Here is a 26,067-nt window from a genome sequence, read left to right as displayed (position 1 = left end):
TGTTCAAGATCTTAGGGCACTGGGTTTGCCTGCTCGGCATCTGGCAGGCCGCCTGGCGTCCATTGCAGGCGCATCTGCTCGGCCAGGTGGTTGCGCAGGCCATAGCGGCGTGCGTACATCGCTCTTTTGTGGCTGGGAATCTCGCTGGGCTGGCGCTCTTGCAAAGCGTTGGGCAGCAGCCAATAGCCGTCCGGCTGCCGGGCGCCGCCAGCGTCTTCCCACAAGGCCCGGTAGTCAAAGGTGAAGCCCTTGCCGCCCGATCGCTTGCGGTACTTGATCTGGTGTTCAGGATCGATAGCCAAGACCTGGCGAACCGACCACTGCTGGCACAGCATCTGAAAGACGTTGAGCAGCATGGCCTGGGGGCGCAGCCCGTGCGCGCGCTTGGTCAGGGTGCGTATCGTGTCCTGCGCACTTTCGCTGGCTTTTTGAACGCCCTGGATGGACGCAATCAGGACGCGGTCGCTCCCCAAAAAACCAAAGCTCAAATTGAACAGGGCCTGGCCCTGCGCGTCCGACAGGGTCAGTGCCCAGAAGCCCTCATGGCAGCAGATGGTGTTCTTGCCCAGGTGAATGCTGAAGTCACTGGTGCCGCACAACAGGACCGGCTGGCCACAGCGCAAGGCGGCACTGCGCGCTGGCCCAAAGGTGGCCTGGGCGGCTGCCAGGTCTTGCGCGCAGGCCTCGAACCGGCGCCCAACCCCCCAACGCCTGTCCAGGTAAGACCGGAGAGGAATGAAATAGTGGGCCGGATCGTTCTCAAACAGCGCGCTCCATTCTGGCAACACAGCAAGTTGCCCCATGAAGCGGTGCCGGCTGGACCCGGACACCCAAAGGCGGGCCGTGTATTTGGCACCCTCGCCAAACCGGCGGGCACGTTCGTGGCCCAGCACATCCTGCATGGCGGGCCAACGGCCCGGCGAGGCAAGGTGCCGCCAACTGCGGCGCAGCGCTGGCGGTGTAGCAACCTCGACCCAATTTGAAACAACAAGCGGCATGGCGCGGCATCATACAGTTGTATGAAGTTGGGTAAACAAACGTAAAGTAATGCTGCTGATTTGTTGCTTGATCGCTGCAAGGGTAACCGAGAGGGGGGTTGGTGCTCCAGATGTGGCTGCGTGCGTTGAGCGGTCAATTTGTCGTTTAACATAATATACATCGTATCTAGTGCAATAGTGCCCTAAGCTCACCAGAACCGCGCAGCGCCAAGCAACACACTTGTCGCCTTCCTGAGCAAGATACTGTCACATAGCTCCCGCCTTTCCCTATGATGGTCCATCCTCAGCACCAAGAGGCGCCATGAACATCGACACCACGTCTTTGATTCGCGACATGGGAATGAATGCGGGCCTGTTGTGTTTCCTGGCCGCGCTGTACAGCATTGTCCTGAGCGGTTTGCGCCATCCCGACCTGAGCGTCAGGAAAGCGAGGCAACGATGGTCGCCTTGGATCACGGGATTCATATTCGGGGTCACTGGCATCCTGACCATGCTCGTGCCTTTGCGGCTGGCCGAAGGCGTGATCGTTGACGCCCGGTTGGTGATGACCGGCTTGGCCGGGGCCTATCTGTCGCCCCTGGGGGCTGTGCTGTGCGCGGCGGTGCTTGGCGGCTACCGGCTCAACCTGGGTGGCATTGGCAGCGGCCCGGCCATGATCGGCATTGTTCTGACCACGGGCATCGGGTGGCTTTGGCAATACCACAGGCCTTACTTTTCTCTGCAGCGCTTTGGAGCCTTGTGCGATGGGTTCTGGCTGGTTGGGCTCGGCTTCAGCCTGGCGGCGGGCGGCATGATGGCGATACAGACCTTGCCGCCAGAGATCGCTCGGGCGTCACCGCTCGGTCGTGGATGGCAGTGGTGGTGATCTATCCCATCGGCACGGTCCTGCTGGGGTTTCTTCTGGACAACACACAAAAGCTCAACCAGCGCGAAGAGGCCTTGGAGCAGACAGCTGAAACCTTGAAGACCATGCTGGCCGAAGCGCGGCAGGCCGCGAGCGTGTTCGTCAACAGCAAGGACACGATCGCCATCGTGCAGCCGGACGGCACCGTGCTGGATGTCAATCCGACCTACAGCAACGTGCTGGGCTATTCGCGCGAAGAGCTGATTGGCAAGTCATCCGCAGTGCTGCGCATCGACGAGGGTGGCGAGGCCACGTTCTTGCGCCGCGTTGCGCAGGCCATAGAGCGCGGCGGCCGATGGCATGGGGAACTGGTCCGTCGCCGCAAGAACGGCGAAGCTTTTGTCTCGGAGGTCACCATAGAAGGCATAAAGGACCCGGATGGCGTCGTGCGCAAATGGGTCTCGGTGGGCAAGGACGTGACCGAGCAACGCCGCCTGGAGCAGGCCCTGCAGCAGTTCGGCAACTACGACGCCCTCACAGGCCTGTCCAGCCGCCGTCTTTTTGCCAAGGAACTCAATGCGGCCCTCCAGAAACGCACCGAAACCGCCGACATCCTGGCCCTGTGCTTGCTGGACATCGACCAGTTCAAGGACCTCAACGAGCAATGGGGCCAGCCCCTGGCGGACCATTTCCTTCGGGTGTTTGCGCAGCGTCTCAGGGCTGAGGCGGGGCCGGACAACCTCATAGGCCGCATTGGCGGCGATGAATTCGCCGTGGCACTGAAGGACTGCGCGCACACCGATGCCGCCATGCAGCGTCTGGAGGGCCTGCGCCAGGCACTTGCGCGGACGGCGGTTCTGGACAACGTGCAGCTGCAGCTGACCTGCAGCGCCGGGGTTACGTTCTACCCCGACGACATGGCTGACGCTGATGGCTTGCTGCGCCATGCAGACCTGGCGCTGTATGCGGCCAAGGAACAAGGCAAGGACAGGATCGCGGTGTTCGACATCCAGCAGGGCCAACGGGTGCAAGCGCGCAGACACACCGCCAAGCTGGTCGAAGACGCGCTGCTCCAAGGCGAGATGGAGCTGTTTTTCCAGCCCAAGGTCCGGATTTCCGATGGGCAGATCCTGGGGGCCGAGTCCTTAATCCGGTGGCACCACCCCGAGCGGGGGCTGCTGGCGCCCGGGGCCTTCATGGATGACATTGTGGGCACCCCTGCTGCCAGCAAACTGGATTACTGGGTGTTGGACGCCGCTTTCAAGGCCGGGCTCACCCTCGTCGCCCAGGGCAGCCCCTTGCCTCTGAGTATCAACATCGCGGTATCCACGCTCATCGACAGCCGCTTTCAGCGGGAAGTCGGCCGGCTCCTCAAACTGCACCCTTCCCTGCCCCAGCCGTTTCTAGAGGTCGAGTTGCTGGAAACCGAAACCTTCAACGACCTGTCGGCCGTGGCCTATGTCATCCAGGGGCTGGACGATCTGGGCGTGCAATGCTCCATCGACGACTTCGGCACGGGCTATTCGTCGCTCACCTATCTGCAGCGCCTGCCCGCGCAGATCGTGAAGATCGACCAGTCGTTCGTGCGGGACATGCTCGACAACGAGCGCGACCGTGCCCTGGTGCGCGGCATCGTGAGCCTGGCCCACGCATTCAACCGCAACGTCGTGGCCGAAGGCGTGGAAACCCCGGCCCATGCCGAGGCCCTGCGCGATCTGGGGTGCGATGGCCTTCAGGGCTATGGCATCGCCAGGCCCATGCCGCTGCCGGATCTGATCCGATGGATTCGGGCGTGGCAGCCTCCGCCTGAGTGGGGCTGCACCGGGCAGCCTGTGCGCTGATAGTTGGCCGTCCTGTTCACGCGCTGGCAGCAGCGCAAAACTGCTGCGTTTCCGGCGCGGCCCTCCTCCCCCAACCGCTACCATTCACGCCCATGAACCCTCCACGCCCTGCCCCCTCCCTTCCGTCTTCCGTCCACTTCGGCCACCAAGGCCGCGTTTGCATCGTCACGGGCGGTGCGCAAGGCATTGGTGAAGCCTGCGTGCGCCGTTTTGCGGCCGAAGGCGCCAAGCCCGTGGTCGTGGATGTGGACGATGCACGCGGCCAGGCGCTGGCCCAGGAGCTGGGGGCGCTGTATGTCCGTTGCGATGTGGGCGACAAGGCGCAGGTGGACGCGTTGGTGGCCCAGGTGCTCGCAGCCCATGGCCGCATCGACGTGCTGGTGAACAACGCGGGCATCTTCCGCGCGGCGGATTTCCTGGAGGTGACCGAGGCGGACTTTGATGCCGTGCTGCGGGTCAACCTCAAGGGCGCCTTCCTGGTGGGCCAGGCGGTGGCGCGGGCCATGGCGGCACAGAACGGCGGTCGTGGCGGCGGCGCCATCGTCAACATGAGCTCGGTCAATGGTGTGCTGGCCATACCCAGCATCTCCAGCTACAACGTGAGCAAGGGCGGCGTGAACCAGCTCACCCGCGTCATGGCCCTGGCCCTGGCCGACAGGAACATCCGCGTGAACGCGGTAGCGCCCGGCACCATCGCCACCGAGCTGGCCGCCAAGGCCGTGCTGACCAGCGACGAGGCCAAGAGCAAGATCATGAGCCGCACGCCCATGAAGCGCCTGGGCGAGCCCTCGGAGATCGCCGACGTGGTGGCCTGGCTGGCCAGCGACGCGGCCAGCTACGTCACCGGCGAAATCGTGACGGTGGACGGCGGCCGCATGACGCTGAACTACACCGTGCCGGTGTAGCCTGCCCCACCCTGCAATGGTACGGGCGCCCTGCGGATTGCTTCATATTTGATAGCTTATAGCGCTTGTCCATCAAGCGCTAGCGGCCATTTCAACCTGCTTCTCTAGGCCTGCTGCGCGCGGCTGAGCAGCCCCGACATGCTGCGCGGCCAGCCCACCGGGCCAAACCAGGCGCCGCCTGCGATCGCCCAGGCGTTGACCACGCCATAAAGCACCAGCGCCCCGCCCTGCGCGGCAAACACGGCCTGCAACCCACCGCCCCAGCGCAAGGCCAGCCAGCCACCCGCCACGGCCACTGCCAGCCGGGCGATGTTGCCGATCACCGGCCACATCAGGCGCCCTGCCCCTTGCGAGGCAAAGTACAGCACCAGGCCCAGGCCAAAGAAGCCATACAGCGGCCCCACCGTGCGCAGGTACAGCGTGCCGGACTCCAGCATGGCCGGGTCGTTGTTGAACAGGCCCAGCCAGGTGGCCGGATAGGCGGCTGCCCAGAGCCCGATGGCCTCGGCCATGGCAAAGGCCATGGCGGCGCCGATCCAGGTGGCGCGCAGGGCGCGTTCGCGTTGGCCTGCGCCGATGCAGGTGCCCACCATGGCCACCAGGGGCGCCCCCAGGCCGAACACCAGCGGCACCAGCAGGTACTCCAGCCGCGACGCCGTGCCGTAGCCCGCGATGGCCGCCGTGCCGAAGCCGCCCACCAGCGCCGTCGTCACGCCAATCGCGAGGTTGGTGGCGACCGTGGACACCGTGCCCACCAGGCCCACGCGCAGGATGTCCTTGAACAGCGCCCAGCGAAAGCGAATGTGGGCCAGCGATGGCCGCAGCAGGCTGCGCGGCGACCACAGGTAGGCCGCCAGCACCGCGCTGCCCACCGCGTAATACGCCATCAGCGCCAGCGCGCCGCCCGCAATGCCCATGCCTGGCAGCGGCCCCCAGCCGAAGATGAACAAGGGCGAGAGCGGCACCAGGACCAAGGCGCCGAGCACCGTCACATAGGCCGGCACCGCCATGTTGCCCGTGCCGCGTATCACGGCCGAGAGGGTGTTGAACAGCCAGACCAGCACCGCGCCCGCAAACACCCAGTGGGAATAGACCAGCGCGGCCTCCAGCGCCGCGCCCGTGCCGCCCATGCGGGTGTAGAGCCAGCGCCCTCCTCCCACCACGCCCACGGTGAAGAGCAGCGCAAACACTGCTGCGATGGCCAGCGCGTGCAGCACCAGCGCATCGGCATCGCCGCGCCTTTGCGCCCCCAGCGCGCGTGCGATGGCCGACGCAATCCCGCCGCCCATGGCCCCTGCCGAGGTCATCTGCATGAGCATGACCACCGGGAACACCAGTGCCATGCCCGCCAGCGCGTCGGTGCCCAGCTGGCCCACAAAATAGGTTTCGATCAGGCCCACGCCGGCCTGGGCCAGCATGACCAGCACATTGGGCAGGGCCAGGCGCAGCAAGGTGGGCGCAATGGGCGCCTCCAGCAACAGGCGCGTGCGCGGGTCCAGCGCCTTGGCGGCGGGCGCGGCGGCAGCGGCGGCGCTCATGAGGCGGCCCCTTCCGCTGCGGCGGGCCGCCGTGGCACCACGATGCGCACGGTGGAAAGCTGCAGCACGTCGCCATGCTGGTTGCGGGTTTCGCTGCGCACCGTGACCATGCCCCGGTCGGGTTTGGACCGGGAGGGCTGGATCTCCAGCACCTCGCTCACCACATGCAGCACGTCGCTGGCGCGGGTGGGCCGGGGCCAGCTGATCTCAGCCCCGGCGCCGATGATGCCGCCCGCAATCGGCAGGCCCGTGGTCACCTGCAGCCGCATGGTGAGGGACGCCGTGTGCCAGCCGCTGGCGGCCAGCCCGCCAAACAGCGTGGCGCGGCCTGCAGCATCGTCCAGGTGGAAGGGCTGCGGATCGAACTGGGCGGCAAACGCCTTGATCTGGGCCTCGTCCATCGCGTGTTCGCCGCTGGTGTAGCGGTCGCCTACGGCCATGTCGTCCAGGTACAGCGGTGAAGTGGGTTCGGGCAATGCGGCGGCTGCCGCCAGGGGGGAGGTCATGGCAGGTTGCTTTCGATGTCGAAGAAAGATGCGTTGGAGGATCAGGCCGCCGCAGGCGCTGTGCTGCGCGGCAGTGGCGCCTCGCGGATGGGCAGGTTCACCAGCGCGGCCCCGGCGGCCAGCGCAATGTCGATGTACCAGACCCAGTCGTAGCTGCCCGTGGCCTGGAACACGCTGCCGCCCAGGTAGGCGCCCAGGAAACCGCCGATCTGGTGCGAGAGCATCACGATGCCGAACAACATCGCCATGTTGGCCGTGCCAAACATCTTGGCGACGAGGCCGACCGTGGGCGGCACGGTGGACAGAAAGGTCACGCCCATCACGGCGGCAAACACCATCACCACGGCCGGTGTCTTGGGGGCCAGCAGGAAGACCAGCACCGCGATGCCGCGCGTGGCATACAGCAGCGCCAGCAGCGACTTCATGCGCCAGCGCCCCACGGCCCAGCCCATGGCCAGGCTGCCGACGATGTTGAACAGCCCGATCACGGCCAGCGCCCAGCCGCCCACCTCGGGGGGCAGCCCGCAGGCGGCGATCACGCCCGGCAGATGGGTGGCCAGGAACGCCACGTGGAAACCACACACCAAAAAGCCTGCCGCCAGATAGCGGTAGCTGGGGGTGGCCAGCGCCTGGGCAATGGCCTCGCGGGCGCTCAGCGCCTTCTGGCCCGATGCGGCGGCGGCCTGCGCCGCCAAGGCCTGGGAATTGCCCTTGAGCAGCCACGCCGCTGGCAGCGCCAGCAGCACCATCACACCCAGCCACTGCATGGCGCTGGCCCAGCCCAGGGCGGCCGTCAGGCTGATGGCAACCGGCGCCATGATGAACTGCCCGAACGAGCCGCCCGCGTTGACGATGCCGCTGGCAAGGCCCCGCTTGTGCGCTGGCACCAGGCGCGCCGTGGCCGCCATCAGCACCGACGGGCCGGCCATGCCCGCGCCGCCCGCCGCCAGCACGCCGATGGCAAAAATCAGCCCGGCGGTGCTGGTCATGTAGGGGGTGATGAAAGTGCCCAACGCCACCAACAGCACGCCCAGCAGAATGACGCGGCCGGTGCCGATGCGGTCGGCCACCGCGCCCGCGAACGGCTGGGTGAGGCCCCACCACAGTTGGCCGAACGCAAACGCCAGGCTGATGCTGCCAAGGCCCAGCGCGGTGGAGGTGTTCAGCGCCGACAGAAACAGGCCCATGGTCTGGCGCGTGCCCATGGTGAGCGCAAAGGTTCCTGCGGCCGCCAACAGAACCAGCCCCAGTGCGAGGGTGGGCGTCGCCGACCTGGTTTGGATGGGCCGGGTGTCAGTCGTCATGGCCAGCCTCCTGGGTGGGCAGTGCGGCCAGCAAGGCCAGTGAATCGTCCACCAGCGCATGCAGCGCCACCACGCGTTCTGCGCCCAGGGCGTCGTTCAGGGCCAGCTGCGCCGCCTTCCAGTGGCGCTGGGCCTCGACCCGCTTCTCGCGGCCGGCATCGGTGATGTGCACCAGGCGGCTGCGTGCATCGGCGCCCGCCTCCAGCGTCACCCAGCCGGCATCCACCAGTGGGCGCAGGTTGCGTGTGAGGGTGGATGCATCCATCTTCATGGCGGCTGCCAGATCGCTGGGGCGGATCGGGCCGAGCTTGAGCACATGCGACAGCAGCGAATACTGCGTGGTCTTGAGCCCGCACCGGGCCATCTCCACGTCGTAATGGGTGGCCACGCGGCGCATCAGCTGGCGCAGTTTGAAATTGGTGCAGCCCTGCGGCACTGCCGTGGCAAGGGGTGGAGCAACAGGCTCCAAGGTGGAGGTATCGGCTTGCATGGGTTTGATTGTATCTGCAATAATTGCATATGCAAGTCATCCATTTCAACCCCTATTGCAACCAGGAATCCCCATGACCCAATACAACCACCTCGAACACTGGCTGGCCCAGGAGCGCGACATCCTCGCCACGCTGGACGCAGGCCCCGGCCCGGGCGTGGCCCGGCGCGAGCAGATCGCCCACCTGAACGGCCTGCAGCAGATGCAGGCCATGCTCCGCGGCGAACTGCCTTATGCCGCTATTGCCAAGACGCTGGACTTTCTGATCGTGGAAGTGGGCGAAGGCACGGCCATCTTCCAGGGCACGCCGGGCGTGGAGCATTTCAACCCCATGGGTACCGTGCACGGGGGCTGGTTTGCCACCTTGCTCGACTCGGCCCTGGGCTGCGCCGTGCACACGCGCATGGAGCCCGGCCGGGGCTACACCACCGCCGAGCTGGGCATCAACCTGGTCAAGGCCCTCACCCCCAAGGTGCAGCGCGTGCGTGCCGAAGGCCGCGTGATCCACTGCGGACGCCAACTGGCTACGGCCGAGGCGCGCCTGGTGGGGCCGGACGGCACGCTGTATGCCCACGCCACCACCACCTGCTTGGTCTTTGATCTGCCTGCACAATCGAAGGGATGAAATTCCTCCACACGATGCTGCGCGTTGGCAACCTTCAACGCTCGATTGATTTCTACACAGAGGTGCTGGGCATGCAACTGCTGCGCCAGTCCGAAAACCCCGAGTACAAGTACTCGCTGGCGTTTCTGGGCTTCGAAGGCGGCAACCCCGGCCAGGCCGAGATCGAGCTGACCTACAACTGGGGCGTGGAAAGCTACGAGATGGGCACTGCCTACGGCCACTTCGCCCTGGGTGTGCCGGATGCGTATGCGGCGTGCGAAAAGATCAAGGCGTCTGGCGGCAACGTGACGCGCGAAGCGGGCCCGGTCAAAGGCGGCAGCACGGTGATCGCGTTTGTGACGGACCCGGACGGCTACAAGATCGAGCTGATCCAGCGCGCCGAGGGCTCGGGGGGCACAGGCTTGCGCTGATGGGCACTATCAAAAATATAGCTACTTGGGCTTGATGGGCAAGCGGAAACGGCATTTTTGGCATTATTTACCCAATAAAAAACCCGGCATTGCCGGGTTTTTTATTGGGAGGCGGAACAGCGATTACTGTGCGCCCAGGGCCACTTCCACGCGGCGGGCTTCGGCGTTGCTACCGCTGGCCGTGGTTTCTTCGGGCTTCTTCAGCTCGATCTTGTCTTCGGCCACGCCCAGGGCCTTGAGGGCATCGCGCACGGCAAAGGCGCGCTGCTTGGCCAGCTCGGCGTTCAGGGCGGCGTCGCCCGTGGCGTCGTGGAAGCCCGAGACCACGGCCTTCTTGCCTTCGGCCACACCCTTGACCACGTCGGCCAGGGCTTCGCTGGCACCTCCGGCCAGGTCGGCCTTGGCGGTGGAAAAGTAGAACTTCACCACGCCGTTTTCCACACGCACGCTGGCTTCGTCGGCCACGGCGGCGGGGGCGGCTTCAGCGGCCGGCGCACTGCTGGCCACGGCGGCAGGCTTGGCGGCCGCCGGGGCGCTGACGCGCTTGACCACCACGGTGCCCACCACGGCCGAGACCACCAGCGCAATCAGCGCAAACAGGAAACCAAGGGCAAAACGTTGTTGGCTATCGTCGTCAGAACTAGACATTGAAAATCCCCAGAGTGATGGATGGACAAAAAAGCGGGCATGGCCGCTGCGGAACCCCGCAGTTTCGGCCCCGGCGTGCGGAACAAAGCTTTCGATTGTAGAGTGCTCCCATGACGAATTTCCCCGCGCCCCTTCGCGATCCGGCCCCCATGCTGGAGCGAGCCCTCAAGGAATGGGGTGGCCACCAGGACCTGTGGATCTTTGGCTATGGCTCGCTCATCTGGCGCCCGGATTTCGACTACGCAGAGCGCCGCCCTGCCACCGTGCACGGCTGGCACCGGGCGCTCAAGATGTGGAGCCGCATCAACCGGGGAACGCCCGAGTGCCCGGGCCTGGTGTTCGGCATGCTCTCGGGCGGCAGTTGCCGGGGCATGGTGTTCCGGGTGGACAAGGCGCAGGCCCGCCAGGTGCTCGTCAACCTGTGGCAGCGCGAGATGGTCACCGCCGTGTACGACCCGCGCTGGCTGGCCTGCCACACGCCCCTGGGCCTGGTGAATGGCCTGGCCTTTACCCTGTCGCGCAAAAGCCCCAACCACACGGGCGAGCTGCCCGACCAGGAGTACCGCCGCATTTTTGAAGAGGCCTGCGGCCGCTATGGCACCACGCGGGACTACGCGCAGGCCACCTACGACGAGCTGCGCCGCCATGGCATCCACGACCGGGCCCTTGCCCGGCTGATTGCGCTGGCCCAAAAAGAGGCATAGTGCACACTTTTGCTGGACGCACAGGCCGCAGGTCGCGAGACTGCGCCTTTGCACCGGTTTCAATACCGCGTTCTTTTATTCATCAGGAGGAGTTAGAGCCATGAAGAAGATCCGTTTTGCTTTTGCCCTGTCGTCCCTGGCCGCTGTGGCGCTGGTGGGCTGTGCGTCGCACCTGTCTGGCAACCGTGCCACCGCCAAGCTGGAGCCCACCCGTGGCAACACCACCAGCGGCACCGTGACTTTTGTCCAGACCGGCGACGGGGTGCAGGTGTCGGGCGAGGTCCGTGGCCTCAAGCCGGACTCCGAACACGGCTTCCACATCCATGAAAAAGGCGACTGCTCCAGTGGCGACGGCATGAGCACGGGCGGGCACTTCAACCCCACGGCCAAGCCGCATGGCCCCCACGGCGCGGGCGAACACCACACGGGCGACCTGCCCAGCCTCAAGGCGGACAAGTACGGCGTGGCAGCCTTCAGCTTTGTGTCGCGCAGCGTCAGCGTGGCAGGCCCCACCACCGACATCGTCGGCAAGGGCCTGATCGTTCACCGCGACCCCGACGACTACAAGACCCAACCCACGGGCAACGCTGGCCCACGCCTGGCCTGCGCGGTGATCACGGCCAGCAAGTAATCTGCTCTGTCGCGGGCGGATGCGCCCACCGCATTGAGAGCGGCCGACACAACTCAGCGAAGCGGTTCTGGCCAGGCGCTGCGTCACAGGCAGTGCGCGCAGTACGACAAGGCGCGGCAGCGACACCAGAAGAGTTTTGTTAGCCGCTCTCAGGGTAACGGGCCGCCAGGATGCGCTCGGCGCGCTCCAGGTCCTGCACGGTGTCCACATCGGTCACCGTGCCTTCGTCTTCCACCCGCACCCGCAGCACCCTCCTGCCCTGCTGCGCATATTGGCGCACCACGCTGGCCGCACCATGCTCGCCGGTGAGGGCTTGCAAAGCCTGAAGGCATTCGGCCCCGAACCCCACGGGATGGCCCCGCTCGCCCTGGTGCTCCGGCACCACCACGGCGCAGCCCGACGCCGTCAGCGCGTCAGCCAGCGCGCGCAGGGTTTCGGGGCGAACCAGCGGCAGATCCCCGGGCAGCACCAGCCAGCCGGGCGCGCCTGCCGTGGCATGCACCGCCGCCGCGATCGAGTCCCCCATGCCGGGGCGGCCGAGGTCTTCCAGGTGCCAGGGCAAGCCACTGGCGCGCACGGCGGCCAGCGTGTGCTCCAGCACGGCCCGGCCTGCCAGTGGCGCACGCAGTTTGTGCACGGTGCCGCCCGACGCGGCAAAGCGCACGCCCCGGCCCGAGGCCAGCACCAGGACGACCGGAGCCGGAAAATGAAAAGGCATGGGAAGCAGAAAGAGAAAGACGGCTGGGCTTGTGCAGGAAATGGACATGGCTGCGCAGCACGCAGCGCAGCCATTCTAGGCAGCCACCAGCCCCTTGCTGCGTACCCGGAGCCCCGCCCGTGCACGTGGAGGGCGTTTGCCCCCGTGGCGCTACCGGCCGGTCACGCCGCCATCAAAACGACGCCCAGTCGTCATCACCGGATTTTGAAGAAGCCGAAGAAGGGGCCGCTTTGGCCGGCGCAGCATGGCCCAGCGTGGCCTGCGGCGCTGCTGCGGGCTTTTTGCTTTGCGGCACGGCCACCGGCTTGCGCAGCACTGCCTTGGCTGCGGGGGGCCGGGGGGCGGGCATGGGGGCGCTTGCAAGGAAGGGTGCATCAGCGGCACGGCTGTCAATCTTGAAAACGGACACGGTCTGCACCAGGTCCGCCGCCTGGGTGTTGAGGCTGCCCGCCGCCGCTGCCATCTGCTCGACCAGCGCCGCGTTTTGCTGCGTGACATGGTCCATGTTCTGCACCGCCTCGCCGATCTGCCCCACGCCCTCGCTCTGCTCGCGGCTGGCGGCGCTGATCTCGGCCATGATGTCCGTCACCCGGCGGATGCTGGTGACCACCTCGTGCATGGTGGTGCCTGCCTTGTCCACCAGGGCGGAGCCCTGCTCGACCCGGTTGACGCTGTCGGTGATCAACTCCTTGATTTCTTTGGCCGCAGCTGCACTGCGCTGCGCCAGGGTGCGTACCTCGCCCGCGACCACCGCGAAGCCCCGGCCCTGTTCGCCGGCCCGTGCCGCTTCCACGGCGGCGTTGAGCGCCAGGATGTTGGTCTGGAACGCAATGCCGTCGATCACCGCGATGATGTCGGTGATCTTTTTCGAGGCCGCCGCGATGTCCTGCATGGTGGCCACCACCTGGCCCACCACCTCGCCGCCCTTGACGGCCGCTGCCGATGCCGAGCCCGCCAGCACCGCCGCGCGCTGCGCGGTGTCGGAGTTGTTTTTGACGGTGCTGGTGATCTGCTCCATCGACGCCGCCGTCTGCTGCAGGTTGCTGGCCTGCTCTTCCGTGCGCTGGCTCAGGTCGGCATTGCCCGTGGCGATTTCACTGGAGCCGGTGGCAATGCTGTCGCTGCTCTGGCGCACATCGCCCACGATGCGCACCAGCGAGGTCTGCATGCCCTCCATCGCCCGCATCATCTGCGCCACCTCGCCGCGCCCCTGGGCCTGGATGGGTTGCGACAGGTCGCCCTCGCCAATGCGCTGCGCCACCGAGGCCACCTCGGCCAGGGAGCGGCGAATGCGCTGCGCCACCACCCACGACAGCAGCCCCAGCAGCGCCAGGCCCGCCACGCCGGCCACCAGCACGGTGGTGCGGTACGAACGGATGAGCTCCGCCGCCTCGGAGGCCTGCTCGGCCGAGCGCTGGACCTGGTAGGCCACCATCTTGTCGGCCACGGCGTTGTACTTGTCCGCCACCGGGGCAAAGCTGCCCAGCGCATAGCCCTTGGCCTGCGCCATGTCCCCCGCCTTCTTGAGGGCCAGGGCCTTGTCGCGGGTTTCCAGGTAGCTCTTGCGCACGGTCGCCAGTTCTTCCTGGATGCGCAAGCCCTCGGGGCTGTGCTCCAGCTCGGTGTAGCGCTTTTGCACCGTGGTGGTGTCGGCCGTGGTGGCCGCCATCATGTCCTTGAAGTAGTTCTGCAGGTCGTCGCCATCGGTCTGCGCGATGGCAAACACGCGCGTGGCGTTAACAGCGATGTTGCTGCGCCAGCGCAGGGCCAGTTGCAGCCGCTCGACCTGCTCGGAGGCCAGCTGGTCCACCGTATTGCCCAGGTGCTGCACGCGCACCAGGCTCAGCGCCAGAACCACCACCAGCGCCAAAACGGCCACCCCCACGATGAGCCCGATCTGCTGCGCCACCGTGAACTGCGTCCCCAGGCCTGCCCGGCCGGCCTGCGGCTGCTGTGCATGTGGGTCCATGGTGTGTCCTTGCGTAAGTTGTGTATGACAAAGAAATGATCTGCCTGCGCCACGCGCTTGGCAACAGCTGCCACGGCAACGTAAACCCTAACCATCGACTCCAAACCGAGGAAAAACAAAGGCCGGAGCACAAAGGACACAAGGCGCTCGCGCTGCGCCACGGCGGCCGCCTGTCCTACAGCCTGCCGCCCAGGCCGCCTACACCGGCAGCGCGCCCGAGCGCCCACAGTGCCAGCATGGGCCGAACCTCGCGGCCTGCATTTCGCATATCCATCCAGCAAGGACCCGCACCATGAAAATCCGTCACATCCTTCTCGCCACCACCTGCGCGGCCACCCTGGCACTGGGCGGCTGCGCGTCCAACCCGTCACGCGCCCAGGTTGGCACCGGGGTGGGCGCCGTGGTCGGCGGTGTGGCCGGCAACGTCATCTTTGGCGGGCCGGTGGGCACCATCGGCGGCGCGGCGGCCGGCGCCCTCATCGGCCACGAAATCGGCGAGGACCGCGACCGGCGCGCCCCCCGTCGCCGCTAACCGGCACCGGGCAACCCGCAAGGGCATAAAAAAGAGCTGCAAGCACCACCCACCAGGCGCTTGCAGCTCTTTTTTTGATAGTAAACCGCCGAAGCTTCAGGCCGCCCTGGCCTGCCGCCCCGCGCGCCAGGCGCCGAAGATGGCGATCAGGCCCGGAACGAAAATCATCGCCCAGATGATCTTGTCCAGGTTCTCCTTGACCCAGGCAAAGTTGCCAAAGAAGTAGCCCGCCGTGCAAATGCCCAGCACCCACAGCAGGGCGCCGCCCACGTTGAAGGCCGTGAACTTGGCGCGGCCCATCTCGGCCACACCCGCCACAAAGGGCGCAAAGGTGCGGATGAAGGGCATGAAGCGCGCAATGACGATGGTGATGCCGCCATAGCGCTCATAAAACGCATGCGCCTGATCGAACGCACGGCGGTTGAACCAGCGGGAGTCCTCCCACTGGAACACCTTGGGCCCAAAAAACCGGCCAATCGAGTAGTTGCACTGGTCGCCCAGGATGGCCGCAGCGATGAGGACGGCGCAGGCCAGCGGAAAGCTCATCATGCCCGCCCCGCACAGCGCACCCACGATGAACAGCAGCGAATCGCCAGGCAGGAACGGCATGACCACCACACCGGTTTCCACAAACACGATCAGGAACAGCAGCGCGTACACCCAGGGCCCGTAGGCCTGCACAAAGGCTTCGAGGTACTTGTCCACATGCAGGATGAAGTCGATGAGAAAAGTGACAAGTTCCATGGGCAGGGGGTGAAAAAAGCAGCGGGCATTATCCCCAGCGCGCAAGACGCGTTCGCCAAAGCCCCTGCGCGCCGCGCGGACCTAAAATTGACCGGGTGAACGACACCACCGCCTCCCTCGCAGCGGCCCAGCCCGCGCCCTCCACCGCCCGCCGCCCCATCCGCGACCTGCCCGACGAGCTGATCAGCCAGATCGCTGCGGGCGAGGTGGTGGAGCGCCCCGCCTCGGTGGTGCGCGAACTGGTGGACAACGCGCTCGACGCCGGCTCCACGCAGATCACCGTGCGCCTGTCGGCAGGCGGCGTGCGGCTGATCACGGTGGAGGACGACGGCGGCGGCATTCCGCAGGACGAATTGCCCGTGGCCCTGCGCCGCCATGCCACCAGCAAGATCACCAACCTGAACGACCTGGAAACCGTGGCCACCATGGGCTTTCGGGGCGAGGCGCTGGCGGCCATTGCATCGGTGTCGGAGATGGCCCTGCTCTCGCGCCCGGCCGCGCAGGCCAGCGCCTTTTTGCTGGATGCCCGCAGTGGCGAACTGCGCCCCGCCGCGCGCAACACCGGCACCACGGTGGAGGTGAAGGAGCTGTTCTTCTCCACCCCCGCGCGCCGCAAGTTCCTCAAGACCGACGCCACCGAACTCGCGCACTGCATCGAGTCCGTGCGCCGCCATGCGCTGGCGCGGCCCGACGTGGGCTTTGCCATCTGGCACGAGGGCAAGCTGGTGGAGCAGTGGCGCGCCACCTTCGTGCCCGGCCAAGGCGGCGATGTGCAGGACGCGCTGGCGCGCCGCCTCTCGGACGTGCTGGGCGAAGACTTCGTCACCCAGTCCGTCGCCGTGCAGCACCGCGTGGGCCCGGTGGTCGTCACCGGCCGCGCCGGCCTGCCCGACGCCGCCCGCTCGCGCGCCGACCACCAGTATTGCTACGTCAATGGCCGCTTCGTGCGCGACAAGGTGCTCACCCATGCCGCGCGCAGCGCCTACGAAGACGTGCTGCACGGCCACAAGCAGCCCGTGTATGCGCTGTATGTGGAGATCGACCCGGCCCGCGTGGACGTGAACGTGCACCCCACCAAGATCGAGGTGCGCTTTCGCGACAGCCGCGAAGTGCACCAGGCCGTGCGCCACGCGGTAGAGAACGCGCTGGCCGCGCCCCGCGCCGCCGCATTGGCGGCCGCTGCAGCAGCCAGCGATGGCGCTGCGGCCGTTGCCCCCGGCACCCACGACACCCCCGGCAGCGCCCAGGACTTCAAGCCAAAACAGCCCCCAGCGCACAACTGGCAAGCGCAATCAGCTATCAGATTTGAAGAGCGTGGCCACCATGTGGCCGACCTGCAGGCACTGTGGGGGCCGCGCGATGCGACCGCCGCCCCACCTGCGGCTGCCGCAGCGGCCGAAGTGGGCGGGCTGTGGGCACCGTCGGTCCAGCACTCCACAGCGGCGGGGGCCGGGCCGGCAACCATCGCCACCACGCCCCCCACCCAAGGCGCAGCCCCGGCCCTGCCCGCCACCCCGGTGGGCCGCGAGGGCCCCGAGGTGGCCTGGCCCCTGGGCCGTGCCGTGGCCCAGATCCATGGCGTGTACATCCTGGCCGAGAACGCCCAGGGCATGGTCATCGTGGACATGCATGCCGCCCACGAGCGCATCGTGTACGAGCGCCTGAAATCCCAGGTGGACAGCGGCGCGCGCATCGCCAGCCAGCCCCTCTTGATCCCCGCCACCTTCGCCGCCACCCCCGAGGAAGTGGCCACGGCCGAGGCGTCGGTGGACGTGCTGGACATGCTGGGCCTGGAGGTCGTGCCCTTCTCGCCCAAAACGCTGGCCGTGCGCGCCGTGCCTGCCACGCTGGCAACGGCGCAAGGATTTGGCGACGCGGTGGAGCTGGCCCGCAGCGTGCTGGCCGAGCTGGCCGCGCACGACGCCACCACCGTGGTGCAGCGCGCGCAGAGCGAGATCCTGGGCACCATGGCCTGCCACGGCGCGGTGCGCGCCAACCGCCGGCTCACCGAGGGCGAGATGAACGCCCTGCTGCGCCAGATGGAGACCACCGACCGCTCCGACCAGTGCAACCACGGCCGCCCCACCTGGCGCCAGCTGTCGATGCGGGAGCTGGATGCGCTGTTTTTGCGCGGGCGCTAGCGGGGCCGCACCGCCATCGCCTGCGACACAGCCAGAGCCCCCCGACCTCCAGCCATTGCCCACGATCACCGGCCCGCACCATGACGAAGCCCCTCGGATCCATCTCCCCCCTGCGCCTGCTGGCGGCCACCACCACCGCCCTGTGCCTGGCCGGGCCAGCCCTTGCGGGCCGCCCCCTGTCGGTGGACGACGCCGGCGTGGACGAAGTGGGCCACGGCCACATCGAGGTGTGGTGGGAGGGCCCACGCGGCCAACCCGGCACGTTCTACGCAGCCCCAGCGTTCACCCCCATCGCGGGGCTGGAGCTGGGCGCGGTGCTGGCCCGCGACCGGGGTGAACGCCACACCCTGCAGGGCCTGCAGGTCAAGTGGCTGTGGGGCCCTGCGCAGGAGCGGGGCTGCAACGCGGGCAGCAGCGCCGGCATCGTCCACCGGCGCCAGAACCCCGGACAAAACGCAGGCAGCGCAGTGGCACTCAATCTCATCGGCACCTGCGCCGCACCCTGGGGGGTGGTCAACGCCAACCTGGGCAGCCAGCGGGAGCGCGGGCAATCCTGGCGGGCCACCTGGGGCGCCTCCGTGGAGCACAGCTGGGGCGCGATCACCCCGCACCTGGAGGCGTTCGGCACCCAGCACAGCGCGCCCACCTTCCAGACCGGTGTGCGGTGGGAATGGGCCCCCGGCCGGCAGATCGACGCCACGGTGGGCCGGCAGCAAGGGCACACCTTGCTGAGCGTGGGGTTTGCGCTGGGGTTTTGACACGGGATCGCGCTCCACCATCCAGTCCCGTGCGGGCTGAACCTGTCGAATGCCGAAGCCAGGGCGCACCTGTGCACAAGCCCTTCGACAGGCGAACGGGGTTCCTTGGCCCGCCTTGCCCCACCAAGCACAAAGCCCGCAACAGCGGGCTTTGTGGTTCCAGCCAGGCGCCGGGCCGTGGCTGGTGGCAGCGCGTCGGCAGATCGATCAGTTGTCCCGCGCCGCCTTGGCCGTGTCGGCAAAGTCGCTGAACACGCCGTCCACGCCCAGGTTGAAGAACAGCTTGTACTCGGCCTTGGGGTCGCCCTTGTAGTCCGAGGCCAGGCGCTTGGCTTCGTTGCGGAAGGTGTAGGCATGCACGAACAGGCCTTCGGCGTGGGCGTTCTTCACCACGTCGGTGGGGGCCATCATCACGCGGTCGCGTTCGTCGATCTTGCCGTCGCCATTGAGGTCGTCGGGCTTGCCGTCCTTGTTGGCATCCACCTGCTTGGAGGGGATGAGGTAGGGCTTCCAGGGGCCGATGCCGTCGGCATAGGTCTTGACCTCTTTCAGGCCCGCCGGCGTGAGCAGGCTGGCGAAGGTGCGCGCATCACCGGCCACGGCAAAGTCGTAGGGTTTGTCGTACGGGGCCACCAGCGACATGGTGCCATCGGGGTTCACGTCGTCTGCATCCACCAGCTGCACCAGGCGCACCTGGGTCTTGGTGCGCAGGTACTTGAGGTTGGAGACCTCGAACGACTGCACGATGACCGGCGAGGCCTTGGTGGTGTAGCCGTACTTGGCCAGGATGGCCAGCAGCCGGTCTTCCAGCGGCAGGCCCAGCTTGGCATGGAAGGTGGGGTGCTTGGTCTCGGGGTACACGCCCACGGTGCGGCCGGCCTTGGCGCCTTCGGACTGGGCCAGGTCCAGCACCTCTTCGAGGGTGGGGATCTGGAACTTGCCGTTGTACGACTGGTCGCGGTCCGACAGGGGCTGCACGGCGCGCAGGGTCTTGATTTCGGCAAGCGTGAAGTCGCTGACGAACCAGCCCTCTTCCTCCACGCCATCCACCACCTTCTTGGTCTTGCGGCTGGCAAATTCGGGGCGGGTGGACACGTCGGTGGTGCCGGTGATGTTGGGCTCGTGGCGGGCCACCAGCACGCCGTCCTTGGTGGCGACGAGGTCAGGCTCGATGAAATCGGCCCCCAGGTCGATGGCCAGCTTGTAGCCCTCCAGGGTGTGGTCGGGCCGGTAGCCGGCCGTGCCCCGGTGGCCAATCACCAACGGCTTGGCGCCGTTGAGCGTGGGATAGGGGTAGTCGTTGCCACCACAAGCCGCCAGCATGGCCGCCACGGCCAGCACTCCCCACTTCGCACCAGAAATGTGCATGTTCTTCTCCTCGTTATGTTGTGAACCGCCGAACTGTGGGCGCGCCTTGTGACAAGGCTGTGACGCCCGCCTTGCGCACTGGTGACGGTGTCACACCACCCACCAGACGCACCAACATGTGGCACCCCACCCGCCACACGCCCGGCCATTGTGCATAGACAGGGGCCAAAACGTACAACTTTTGAACATCATTCGATGCTGCAGCGCGCCATGGCCCAGGCCGTGCAGTCCGGCAAGTTCCGGGCGCGTGGGGATGGGCGAGCGGAGGGTTGGCCTCCGCCCGCCCCGGCCCCGCCTTTTCAGCGCCGCACGGCCTGCGCCAGCGCCGCCCAGGCCTTGAGCGTGAGCGGGTGGGTAAAGCCCGCGCCCGCCACCGGGTGCGACGAGAGCTTGATCACCACCATCTCGGCGGCGGGGTTCACATGGATGAACTGGCCGTGGATGCCCGCAGCCTCCCAGGCGCCATCGGCGTTGTGCAGCACCCACCACTGGTTGCGGTAGCTGTACCCGGGGCGGAACGCCATGCCGCCCATCTTGAACTTCTCGCGGTCGCCGCCCTTGGCGGTATCGTCGATCACGGCCTTGTCAAAGATCTTCTGGCCGTTGTAGCTGCCGCCCAGGCGCAGCATTTCGCCAAACCGCGCCAGGTCGCGCGCCGTGGCGTTGAGCCCCGCGCCCTGCAGCGGCGTGCCCACGCTGTCCACCATCACATGGGCGTCCTCTTCCATGCCCAGCTTCTGCCAGACGTTGTCGCTCATCAGCTCGGCCCAGTGCTTGCCGGTGGCGCGCGAAACAATCCAGCCGAGCACCTCGGAATGCACGGTGCGGTACACAAAGCCCGCGCCATGTTCGCCTTCCTTCTTCAGGGTCTTGAGGAAGTCGTACACGTTGGTCGGCCCCTGGTAGCCCGGCGGGCGCGGCAGCATGCCGCTGGACCAGCTGTAGCCAAAAATCTCGGTGGTGGGGTCGGTATAGACCTCGCGGAAGCGCACGGCGCCCGTCATGTCCATCACCTCGCGCACCTTCATGTCGCCCCAGGCCGAGTCGGCCAGCTCGGGCACGTACTTGGTCACCAGCGCGTTGGGGTCGATCTTGCCCTCGTGCGCCAGCTGTGCGGCCATGAGGCCGGTGAACGACTTGGTGACCGAGAACAGCAGGTGCGGCGTGTGCGGCTGCATCTGGTTGTCGTAGCGCTCGTACACCACGCGGCCCTTGTGCATCACCACCAGCGCATCGGTGTAGGTGCGGGTGAGCCACTGGTCCACGGTGATGGGCTGGCCCTTGTCATCGTCAAACACCACGCTGCCCAGGGGCTTGGGGTCCGCAGGCAGGGGCGAGGGCGCGGCGCTGCCCCGGCGGATGTTGTGCGTGGGCTGCAGTTCGCGCAGGTGCTGCAGCGCCCAGCGCATCTGCGGGTATTTGAAGGAATTGCTCAGGTCCACACGCTGCGCGCCCTCGGGCGGGAAGGTGGTCATGTAGCCCAGCTTGTCCAGCGCCACGCTCTCCGGCGCGGGCAGTGCGGGGGCCTGGGCCTGGGCGGCCAGGGCGGTGCCCAGTGCGGCCAGCGCCAACGCGCTGCGCAGCTTGGTGGCCAGGGCGGGGCGCCAGCCCTGGGCCCCCCGGGGGGTTGCGATCTTGTGCATGGGATGTCTCCTGGTTTGTAGTGTTGTGTTGTTGCGCGGCGGCCTGGGCCTGGCCATCCGCACCACCATGGTGCAGTGCCCCCAGCCCCGCCCCCTGTCGCACGCGCGACGCGCCACGCACACGAATGCGCACGGTTTCTCACAAGCCCCCGGCCAGCACGACGCCCATGCCCCTTCTGGTACGCTCAGACAGATATGTCTGCCCCCTCCGCCACCGCTATGCCAGCGGCCACCGCCCCTGTCTCGATCCATCCCGGCCTGGCCATTCTGGTGCTGGCCCTGCTGCTGTCCATCCAGCCCGTCACCACCGACCTGTACCTGCCCGCCCTGCCCGCGCTCACGCGCAGCCTGGGCGCACCGCTGTCGGCAGCGCAGCTCACGCTCAGCGGCCTGCTGCTGGCGTTTGGCTGCTCGCAGATGGTGTGGGGGCCGCTGTCGGACCGGTTTGGCCGCCGCCCCGTGCTGCTGGCGGGCCTGGCCATCTACACCGTGGCCTCGCTGGGCAGCGCGTTCGCGCCCACGATGGCGCTGCTGATCGTGTGGCGCATTGCCCAGGGTGCGGCCATGGGCGCGGTGGTGATGTGCGCACGCGCCATCGTGCGCGACCTGTATACGCCGCTCGAAGGTGCACGCGCCATGTCCAAGGCGCTCACGGGCTTGGGGCTGGTGGCCTGCATCTGCGCGCCCCTGGGCGGCCTGCTCAGCGAATGGCTGGGCTGGCGCGCGGCGCTGCTCGCGCTCACGGTGTACGCCGTGGTCACGCTGGCCGTGGTGGCCCTGCGCATGCCCGAGACGCTGGCACAGCGCAACCCCCGCGCCCTGCAGCCGCGCGCGCTGGCCGGCACCTGGATGCAGGTGCTGAAGAACCCCACCTTCTGGGCGTTTTCGCTGCAAACCACGGCCACCTACGGCGGGCTGTTCACCTTTCTGGCCGCGTCCTCGTTTGTCTACATCGACGTGCTGGGCCTCACGCGCACGCAGTACGGCGGGACCATGGCCTCGGCCTGCGCGGCCTACTTTGGCGGCACCTTTCTGTGCCGCAGCCTGCTGGCCCGCCACGGCCTGCAGCGCACGGTGGCCATCGCAGGCGCACTGAGCGTGGCCGGCGGCACGCTGATGGCGCTGGTGGCCTGGATGGGCTGGCACCATCCCTGGGCCCTGCTGCTGCCGTTTTACCTGTTCATGGTGGGCCATGGCATCCACCAGCCTTGCGGGCAAAGCGGTGCCGTGGGGCCGTTTCCGCAGGCGGCGGGCGTGGCATCCGCGCTCAACGGTTTCATGATGATGCTGGCGGCCTTTGCCATTGGCGGCTGGCTGGGCCTGCGGCTCGATGGCACGGTGTGGCCGCTGGTCAATGGCATCTGGTTCTGGTCGGTGGTGCTGGCGCTGATCTCGTGGACGCTGGTGCAGAAGTTTGGAGCCGCCCGTGAGCACGCCTGACCCCCACCCCCTTCCCGCCATCGCCCTGGCGGGCCCTACCGCGTCGGGCAAAACCGCCGGCGCCCTGGCCCTGGCCGCCGTGCTGGGCAAACAGGGCCAGCCGGTGGAGATCATCAGCGTGGATTCGGCCCTGGTGTACCGGGGCATGGACATTGGCACGGCCAAGCCCACGCGGGACGAGCGCGCGTTTGTGCCCCACCACCTCATCGACATCCGCGACCCGTTGCAGGCCTACAGCGCGGCCGAGTTCGTGCAGGACGCCACCCGCCTCATCGCCGAGATCCGCGCACGCGGCGCGCTGCCGCTGCTGGTGGGCGGCACCATGCTGTACTTCAAGGCGCTGTTCGACGGCATCGACGACATGCCCGCCGCCGACCCCGAAGTGCGCGCAAAGATCGAGGCCCAGGCGGCCGAACAGGGCTGGCCCGCCCTGCACGCCGAGCTGGCGCAGGTGGACCCGGTCACGGCCGCCCGCCTGGCGCCCGGCGACAGCCAGCGCATCCAGCGCGCTCTGGAGGTGTGGCATGTGTCGGGCCAGCCGCTGTCGAGCTTTCACACTACAAAAAAAGGAGCTGGTAGCGCTTTACCAGCCAGCGATAGCGCCCTTTTTTCCTTGGAACCCGATGACCGGGCCTGGCTGCACGCGCGCATTGCCCAGCGTTTTGACGCCATGCTGGCCGGTGGCTTCATCGACGAAGTGCAGGCCCTGCGCGCGCGCGGCGACCTGCACCCCGACCTGCCCTCGATGCGCTGCGTGGGCTACCGCCAGGTGTGGGACGAGCTGGACTTTCTGGCCGCGCAAGCGCCCGGCCGCCCCATGAACATGGGCCTGCTGCGCGAACGCGGCATTGCCGCCACGCGCCAGCTGGCCAAGCGCCAGATCACTTGGCTGCGCAGCATGCCCGCGCGCCACGCCGTGGCCTGCGACCACCCCCACGCCGTGGCCCAGCTGGTGCAGGCCGTGCTGCAACGGCTCGCGCAGCGCGCCCCCTCATGACCCTGCTGCGCGTGGACGGCCTGGGCAAGCACTACGGCAGCACGCCGGTGTTTGCCCATGTGCAGTTCACGGTGGCGCCCGGCGAGTTCGTGGCCATCGTGGGCGATTCGGGCGTGGGCAAGTCCACCCTGCTCAACTGCCTGGCGGGCCTCGATACCTGGGACACGGGCACCATCACCCACGGCGCCACGGACCTGGGCCAACTGGACGACACACAGCGCGCGCTGTGGCGCCGCGCCCATGTGGGCTTTGTGTTCCAGGCCTTCCACGTGCTGCCGCACCTGGACGTGGCGCAAAACGTGGCCCTGCCGCTGATGCTGCTGGGCCAGAACGGCCCAGCGCACATGCAGCGCGTGCAGCACATGCTGGCCGCCGTGGGCCTGGAGGCCTTCAGCGCGCGGCTGCCGCAACAGCTCAGCGGCGGCCAGCTGCAGCGCGTGGCCATTGCCCGCGCCCTGGTGCACCGCCCCGCCCTGCTGCTGGCCGACGAGCCCACCGGCAACCTCGACCCCACCACCGCCGCGCGCGTGATGGACCTGCTGCTGGCGCAGACGCGCGAGCAGGGGGCATCGCTGGTGCTGGTCACGCATTCGGATGCGGCGGCGGCCCGGGCGGACCGGGTGCTGCGGCTCACGGCCGGCGGCATCGCCAGCCACTGAAGCCCCCTGCCAGGCCTGTAACGGCACAACAGCCGGGGTACACGGGTTGCCCCCGCGCACCCCGGATGCGGCAGTCCCACCAGGAACACAGCACCTTTGTATCCATTCGTGTTGTCCTTGGCATCCCCCAAACGTATGATTTGCAAGACTGCACGGCCCGATCGCCCCCGGAACGAGGACCCATGACCACGCTACCGACTTACGCCCACAACGACATCGGAATGCCAGGCCTGATCCGCAGCGTCTATGACGCCGCGCTGGACGCCCGGCGCTGGCAGGAGTTCCTGGCGCGTTTTGCAGCCGAGTTCTCGTCGCAGGCCACGATCATCTTTGGCCAGGATTTTTCAGACGGTTCGGTGGAGGTGACGGGGGGCTCGACCTCGCTCGCGGCCCACCATGGGGTGGGTGACGACGCCATGGCAAGCTTTGCGGCCCATTACTGCCGCACCAATGTCTGGACGCAGGATGAGCGCCTGCACCACGAAGGCTGCATCGTCAATGGGTCCAAGTTCTATCCGGACAAACATTTGCCGCGCACCGAATGGCATTGCGACTGGCTGCGTCCGCTCGACCTGTTCTACACGCTGGCTGCGGTGGTCGAAAAACGCAGGCACCGTTCTTTCAACGTCACGGCCGTGCGCAGCAAGCGCTGTGGCCCCTACACGGCCGACGAGGAACTGCGGCTGCAGTCGCTGGTGCCGCACCTGCAGACGGCCTTTGCGCTGCACAGGCGCCTGCACCGCGCCGAGGCCCTGGCGCATGCCTCGCTCTCGGTGATGGAAAGCCTGCCCATGGGCGTGGTGCTGCTGGGCGAAGGCGCCAGCCTGCTGCATGCCAATGGCCGCGCGCACACGCTGGCCCAGGCCAGCGGGCTGCTGTGCATCCATGAACGCGATGGCCTGCATGCCATGCAGCACGCAGACGACCAGCGCCTGCAGGCCGCCATGCGGGCGGTGGTGTCCACACCCACCGGCGCGCCCATGCACGCGGGCACCGGCATGCGGCTGCGCAGCCTGACGGGCAGCGAGCTGCATGTGATGGTGGCGCCGCTGCCGCATTGGTCCGAGCCCTTCGGTGCCCATGCCTGTGGTGCCGTCTTCATCAGCAACCCCGCGAGCGCGCTGCAGTCGCTGGAAGGCGTGCTGCGCAGCCTGTACGGCCTCACGCCCGCCGAAGCCCGCCTGGCCCAGGGGCTGGTCAATGGCTTGTCGCTGCAGGAATATGCCGATCAACAGTCGGTGTCCATTCACACCGTGCGCAGCCAGTTCCGCACCATCGCGACCAAGGCGGGCGTGGGGCGCCAGACCGATTTTGTGCGCGCCGTGCTCACCGGCCCCGCCATGCTGCAGCGGGCCGAGATAGCAATGGCCATGCCCTGAAGCACCCGCGCGTGCTTCGGAGTTGATACCGGCCAGCATTCAAAAAATGTAAAACCGTTCGTGCCCCACGCGGGGTCGTGGTTGGACCTGCAAACCCGCAGAAGCACAAAGCACCGGCATACCCCTGAACCGCCATGCACCAGCGGCGCTGCGCCACACACCAGCCGCCACAATGCAACCCATGCTCGCGCTGCTCCGCACCTTCTCCTGGCAGGACCTGCGCCACCACCCCTGGCGCAGCGCGGCGGCGGTGGTGGCCGTGATGCTGGGCGTGG

Annotated in this window: 25 protein-coding genes; 14 read left to right on the top strand and 11 right to left on the bottom strand. The window is 67.5% G+C overall.

The window, feature by feature from the left end; translation table 11 throughout:
• Positions 1-11: 11 nt before the first annotated feature.
• Complete coding sequence (locus DBV10_RS04635) at positions 12-902, bottom strand: DUF535 family protein (protein ID WP_233589806.1); 891 nt, start codon at positions 900-902, stop codon at positions 12-14.
• Between the two features lie 397 nt (positions 903-1,299).
• On the opposite strand from DBV10_RS04635, the gene DBV10_RS04630 reads away from it, so the two are divergent.
• The 3 genes from DBV10_RS04630 to DBV10_RS04620 all read left to right on the top strand — a co-directional run bounded on the left by DBV10_RS04630 (position 1,300) and on the right by DBV10_RS04620 (position 4,588).
• Positions 1,300-1,863 (top strand): LytS/YhcK type 5TM receptor domain-containing protein, encoded by a 564-nt coding sequence (locus tag DBV10_RS04630; protein ID WP_124511105.1) that lies wholly within the window; start codon positions 1,300-1,302, stop codon positions 1,861-1,863.
• Positions 1,857-3,683 carry a bifunctional diguanylate cyclase/phosphodiesterase gene (locus DBV10_RS04625; protein ID WP_158616799.1) on the top strand — a complete coding sequence of 609 codons (1,827 nt, stop codon included), beginning with the start codon at positions 1,857-1,859 and terminating at the stop codon, positions 3,681-3,683. Before DBV10_RS04630 ends, DBV10_RS04625 begins: the two co-directional genes overlap by 7 nt.
• A gap of 92 nt (positions 3,684-3,775) precedes the next feature.
• Entirely contained in the window at positions 3,776-4,588 is an 813-nt protein-coding gene (locus DBV10_RS04620) for an SDR family NAD(P)-dependent oxidoreductase (protein WP_124511101.1), read from the top strand.
• A 104-nt stretch (positions 4,589-4,692) separates the two neighbouring features.
• On the opposite strand, the gene DBV10_RS04615 is transcribed toward DBV10_RS04620, so the two are convergent.
• From DBV10_RS04615 to DBV10_RS04600, 4 genes are read right to left on the bottom strand one after another with little or no spacing between them, the layout of a single operon-like run.
• A complete protein-coding gene (locus tag DBV10_RS04615) occupies positions 4,693-6,126 on the bottom strand; it encodes an MATE family efflux transporter (RefSeq protein WP_124511099.1) in 1,434 nt (477 codons plus the stop codon).
• Entirely contained in the window at positions 6,123-6,632 is a 510-nt protein-coding gene (locus tag DBV10_RS04610) for a MaoC family dehydratase (protein WP_124511097.1), read from the bottom strand. The genes DBV10_RS04615 and DBV10_RS04610 overlap by 4 nt, the downstream gene beginning before the upstream one ends.
• Before the next feature lie 41 nt (positions 6,633-6,673).
• Positions 6,674-7,936 (bottom strand): MFS transporter, encoded by a 1,263-nt coding sequence (locus DBV10_RS04605; protein WP_124511095.1) that lies wholly within the window; start codon positions 7,934-7,936, stop codon positions 6,674-6,676.
• A complete protein-coding gene (locus DBV10_RS04600) occupies positions 7,926-8,426 on the bottom strand; it encodes a MarR family winged helix-turn-helix transcriptional regulator (protein ID WP_124511093.1) in 501 nt (166 codons plus the stop codon). Before DBV10_RS04600 ends, DBV10_RS04605 begins: the two co-directional genes overlap by 11 nt.
• A gap of 73 nt (positions 8,427-8,499) precedes the next feature.
• On the opposite strand from DBV10_RS04600, the gene DBV10_RS04595 reads away from it, so the two are divergent.
• On the top strand, positions 8,500-9,051 hold the full coding sequence (locus DBV10_RS04595; RefSeq protein WP_124511091.1) for a PaaI family thioesterase: 552 nt from the start codon (positions 8,500-8,502) through the stop codon (positions 9,049-9,051).
• Positions 9,048-9,461 (top strand): lactoylglutathione lyase, encoded by a 414-nt coding sequence (gloA, locus tag DBV10_RS04590; RefSeq protein WP_124511089.1) that lies wholly within the window; start codon positions 9,048-9,050, stop codon positions 9,459-9,461. The genes DBV10_RS04595 and gloA overlap by 4 nt, the downstream gene beginning before the upstream one ends.
• Positions 9,462-9,584: 123 nt before the next feature.
• Here gloA and DBV10_RS04585 read toward each other — a convergent pair whose 3' ends face one another.
• Positions 9,585-10,109, bottom strand: a complete 525-nt coding sequence (locus DBV10_RS04585) for an OmpA family protein (protein WP_124511087.1) — start codon at positions 10,107-10,109, stop codon at positions 9,585-9,587.
• 110 nt (positions 10,110-10,219) lie between these two features.
• Between DBV10_RS04585 and DBV10_RS04580 the strand changes: the two genes are divergently transcribed.
• Complete coding sequence (locus DBV10_RS04580; protein WP_124511085.1) at positions 10,220-10,813, top strand: gamma-glutamylcyclotransferase; 594 nt, start codon at positions 10,220-10,222, stop codon at positions 10,811-10,813.
• Positions 10,814-10,913: 100 nt separating this feature from the next.
• Positions 10,914-11,444 (top strand): superoxide dismutase family protein, encoded by a 531-nt coding sequence (locus tag DBV10_RS04575; RefSeq protein WP_124511083.1) that lies wholly within the window; start codon positions 10,914-10,916, stop codon positions 11,442-11,444.
• A 139-nt stretch (positions 11,445-11,583) separates the two neighbouring features.
• Here DBV10_RS04575 and DBV10_RS04570 read toward each other — a convergent pair whose 3' ends face one another.
• Both DBV10_RS04570 and DBV10_RS04565 read right to left on the bottom strand, forming a co-directional pair.
• Entirely contained in the window at positions 11,584-12,162 is a 579-nt protein-coding gene (locus DBV10_RS04570; RefSeq protein ID WP_124511081.1) for an NTP transferase domain-containing protein, read from the bottom strand.
• A 172-nt stretch (positions 12,163-12,334) separates the two neighbouring features.
• The gene (locus tag DBV10_RS04565; protein WP_124511079.1) at positions 12,335-14,131 is read right to left on the bottom strand and encodes a methyl-accepting chemotaxis protein; all 1,797 of its coding nucleotides are present in this window, start codon (positions 14,129-14,131) and stop codon (positions 12,335-12,337) included.
• A 292-nt stretch (positions 14,132-14,423) separates the two neighbouring features.
• Here DBV10_RS04565 and DBV10_RS04560 point away from each other — a divergent pair, with 292 nt between their 5' ends.
• Positions 14,424-14,663 carry a glycine zipper 2TM domain-containing protein gene (locus DBV10_RS04560; RefSeq protein ID WP_124511077.1) on the top strand — a complete coding sequence of 80 codons (240 nt, stop codon included), beginning with the start codon at positions 14,424-14,426 and terminating at the stop codon, positions 14,661-14,663.
• 96 nt (positions 14,664-14,759) lie between these two features.
• Here DBV10_RS04560 and DBV10_RS04555 read toward each other — a convergent pair whose 3' ends face one another.
• Positions 14,760-15,407, bottom strand: a complete 648-nt coding sequence (locus tag DBV10_RS04555; protein ID WP_124511074.1) for a DedA family protein — start codon at positions 15,405-15,407, stop codon at positions 14,760-14,762.
• A gap of 95 nt (positions 15,408-15,502) precedes the next feature.
• Between DBV10_RS04555 and mutL the strand changes: the two genes are divergently transcribed.
• Both mutL and DBV10_RS04545 read left to right on the top strand, forming a co-directional pair.
• Positions 15,503-17,548: a DNA mismatch repair endonuclease MutL gene (gene mutL / locus DBV10_RS04550; protein ID WP_124511073.1), complete on the top strand. Its 2,046-nt coding sequence runs from the start codon at positions 15,503-15,505 to the stop codon at positions 17,546-17,548.
• Between the two features lie 80 nt (positions 17,549-17,628).
• Positions 17,629-18,306 (top strand): hypothetical protein, encoded by a 678-nt coding sequence (locus tag DBV10_RS04545; protein ID WP_124511071.1) that lies wholly within the window; start codon positions 17,629-17,631, stop codon positions 18,304-18,306.
• Between the two features lie 207 nt (positions 18,307-18,513).
• Here DBV10_RS04545 and DBV10_RS04540 read toward each other — a convergent pair whose 3' ends face one another.
• On the bottom strand, positions 18,514-19,674 hold the full coding sequence (locus DBV10_RS04540; protein ID WP_124511069.1) for a glycerophosphodiester phosphodiesterase: 1,161 nt from the start codon (positions 19,672-19,674) through the stop codon (positions 18,514-18,516).
• Between the two features lie 299 nt (positions 19,675-19,973).
• The gene (locus tag DBV10_RS04535) at positions 19,974-21,317 is read right to left on the bottom strand and encodes a serine hydrolase (RefSeq protein ID WP_233589801.1); all 1,344 of its coding nucleotides are present in this window, start codon (positions 21,315-21,317) and stop codon (positions 19,974-19,976) included.
• 195 nt (positions 21,318-21,512) lie between these two features.
• Here DBV10_RS04535 and DBV10_RS04530 point away from each other — a divergent pair, with 195 nt between their 5' ends.
• The 4 genes from DBV10_RS04530 (at position 21,513) to DBV10_RS04515 (ending at position 25,792) form a co-directional block, all read left to right on the top strand.
• Entirely contained in the window at positions 21,513-22,757 is a 1,245-nt protein-coding gene (locus tag DBV10_RS04530; protein WP_124511067.1) for a multidrug effflux MFS transporter, read from the top strand.
• Entirely contained in the window at positions 22,744-23,754 is a 1,011-nt protein-coding gene (gene miaA / locus DBV10_RS04525; RefSeq protein ID WP_124511066.1) for a tRNA (adenosine(37)-N6)-dimethylallyltransferase MiaA, read from the top strand. Before DBV10_RS04530 ends, miaA begins: the two co-directional genes overlap by 14 nt.
• A complete protein-coding gene (locus tag DBV10_RS04520) occupies positions 23,751-24,413 on the top strand; it encodes an ABC transporter ATP-binding protein (protein WP_124511064.1) in 663 nt (220 codons plus the stop codon). Before miaA ends, DBV10_RS04520 begins: the two co-directional genes overlap by 4 nt.
• A 182-nt stretch (positions 24,414-24,595) precedes the next feature.
• Positions 24,596-25,792, top strand: coding sequence for a helix-turn-helix transcriptional regulator (locus DBV10_RS04515; RefSeq protein ID WP_124511062.1), 1,197 nt, complete (start codon positions 24,596-24,598; stop codon positions 25,790-25,792).
• Positions 25,793-26,067 lie beyond the last annotated feature (275 nt).

This window comes from Acidovorax sp. FJL06, from assembly GCF_003852545.1.
Taxonomy (GTDB): Bacteria; Pseudomonadota; Gammaproteobacteria; order Burkholderiales; family Burkholderiaceae_C; genus Acidovorax.
Note: the sequence above shows the minus strand (reverse complement) of the source record. Positions and strands in the feature narration are given on the sequence as shown.

Excerpts from the sequence above, each read along its gene's own strand:
- DBV10_RS04620 (WP_124511101.1), top strand. The coding sequence starts at position 3,776 with ATGAACCCTCCACGCCCTGCCCCCTCCCTTCCGTCTTCCGTCCACTTC.
- DBV10_RS04570 (WP_124511081.1), bottom strand. The coding sequence starts at position 12,162 with ATGCCTTTTCATTTTCCGGCTCCGGTCGTCCTGGTGCTGGCCTCGGGC.
- DBV10_RS04580 (WP_124511085.1), top strand. The coding sequence starts at position 10,220 with ATGACGAATTTCCCCGCGCCCCTTCGCGATCCGGCCCCCATGCTGGAG.
- DBV10_RS04545 (WP_124511071.1), top strand. The coding sequence starts at position 17,629 with ATGACGAAGCCCCTCGGATCCATCTCCCCCCTGCGCCTGCTGGCGGCC.
- DBV10_RS04555 (WP_124511074.1), bottom strand. The coding sequence starts at position 15,407 with ATGGAACTTGTCACTTTTCTCATCGACTTCATCCTGCATGTGGACAAG.
- DBV10_RS04595 (WP_124511091.1), top strand. The coding sequence starts at position 8,500 with ATGACCCAATACAACCACCTCGAACACTGGCTGGCCCAGGAGCGCGAC.
- DBV10_RS04635 (WP_233589806.1), bottom strand. The coding sequence starts at position 902 with ATGCAGGATGTGCTGGGCCACGAACGTGCCCGCCGGTTTGGCGAGGGT.
- DBV10_RS04520 (WP_124511064.1), top strand. The coding sequence starts at position 23,751 with ATGACCCTGCTGCGCGTGGACGGCCTGGGCAAGCACTACGGCAGCACG.
- DBV10_RS04535 (WP_233589801.1), bottom strand. The coding sequence starts at position 21,317 with ATGCACAAGATCGCAACCCCCCGGGGGGCCCAGGGCTGGCGCCCCGCC.
- DBV10_RS04615 (WP_124511099.1), bottom strand. The coding sequence starts at position 6,126 with ATGAGCGCCGCCGCTGCCGCCGCGCCCGCCGCCAAGGCGCTGGACCCG.
- DBV10_RS04605 (WP_124511095.1), bottom strand. The coding sequence starts at position 7,936 with ATGACGACTGACACCCGGCCCATCCAAACCAGGTCGGCGACGCCCACC.
- DBV10_RS04600 (WP_124511093.1), bottom strand. The coding sequence starts at position 8,426 with ATGCAAGCCGATACCTCCACCTTGGAGCCTGTTGCTCCACCCCTTGCC.
- DBV10_RS04515 (WP_124511062.1), top strand. The coding sequence starts at position 24,596 with ATGACCACGCTACCGACTTACGCCCACAACGACATCGGAATGCCAGGC.
- DBV10_RS04530 (WP_124511067.1), top strand. The coding sequence starts at position 21,513 with ATGTCTGCCCCCTCCGCCACCGCTATGCCAGCGGCCACCGCCCCTGTC.
- DBV10_RS04560 (WP_124511077.1), top strand. The coding sequence starts at position 14,424 with ATGAAAATCCGTCACATCCTTCTCGCCACCACCTGCGCGGCCACCCTG.
- gloA (WP_124511089.1), top strand. The coding sequence starts at position 9,048 with ATGAAATTCCTCCACACGATGCTGCGCGTTGGCAACCTTCAACGCTCG.
- DBV10_RS04585 (WP_124511087.1), bottom strand. The coding sequence starts at position 10,109 with ATGTCTAGTTCTGACGACGATAGCCAACAACGTTTTGCCCTTGGTTTC.
- DBV10_RS04575 (WP_124511083.1), top strand. The coding sequence starts at position 10,914 with ATGAAGAAGATCCGTTTTGCTTTTGCCCTGTCGTCCCTGGCCGCTGTG.
- DBV10_RS04610 (WP_124511097.1), bottom strand. The coding sequence starts at position 6,632 with ATGACCTCCCCCCTGGCGGCAGCCGCCGCATTGCCCGAACCCACTTCA.
- DBV10_RS04540 (WP_124511069.1), bottom strand. The coding sequence starts at position 19,674 with ATGCACATTTCTGGTGCGAAGTGGGGAGTGCTGGCCGTGGCGGCCATG.
- DBV10_RS04630 (WP_124511105.1), top strand. The coding sequence starts at position 1,300 with ATGAACATCGACACCACGTCTTTGATTCGCGACATGGGAATGAATGCG.
- DBV10_RS04565 (WP_124511079.1), bottom strand. The coding sequence starts at position 14,131 with ATGGACCCACATGCACAGCAGCCGCAGGCCGGCCGGGCAGGCCTGGGG.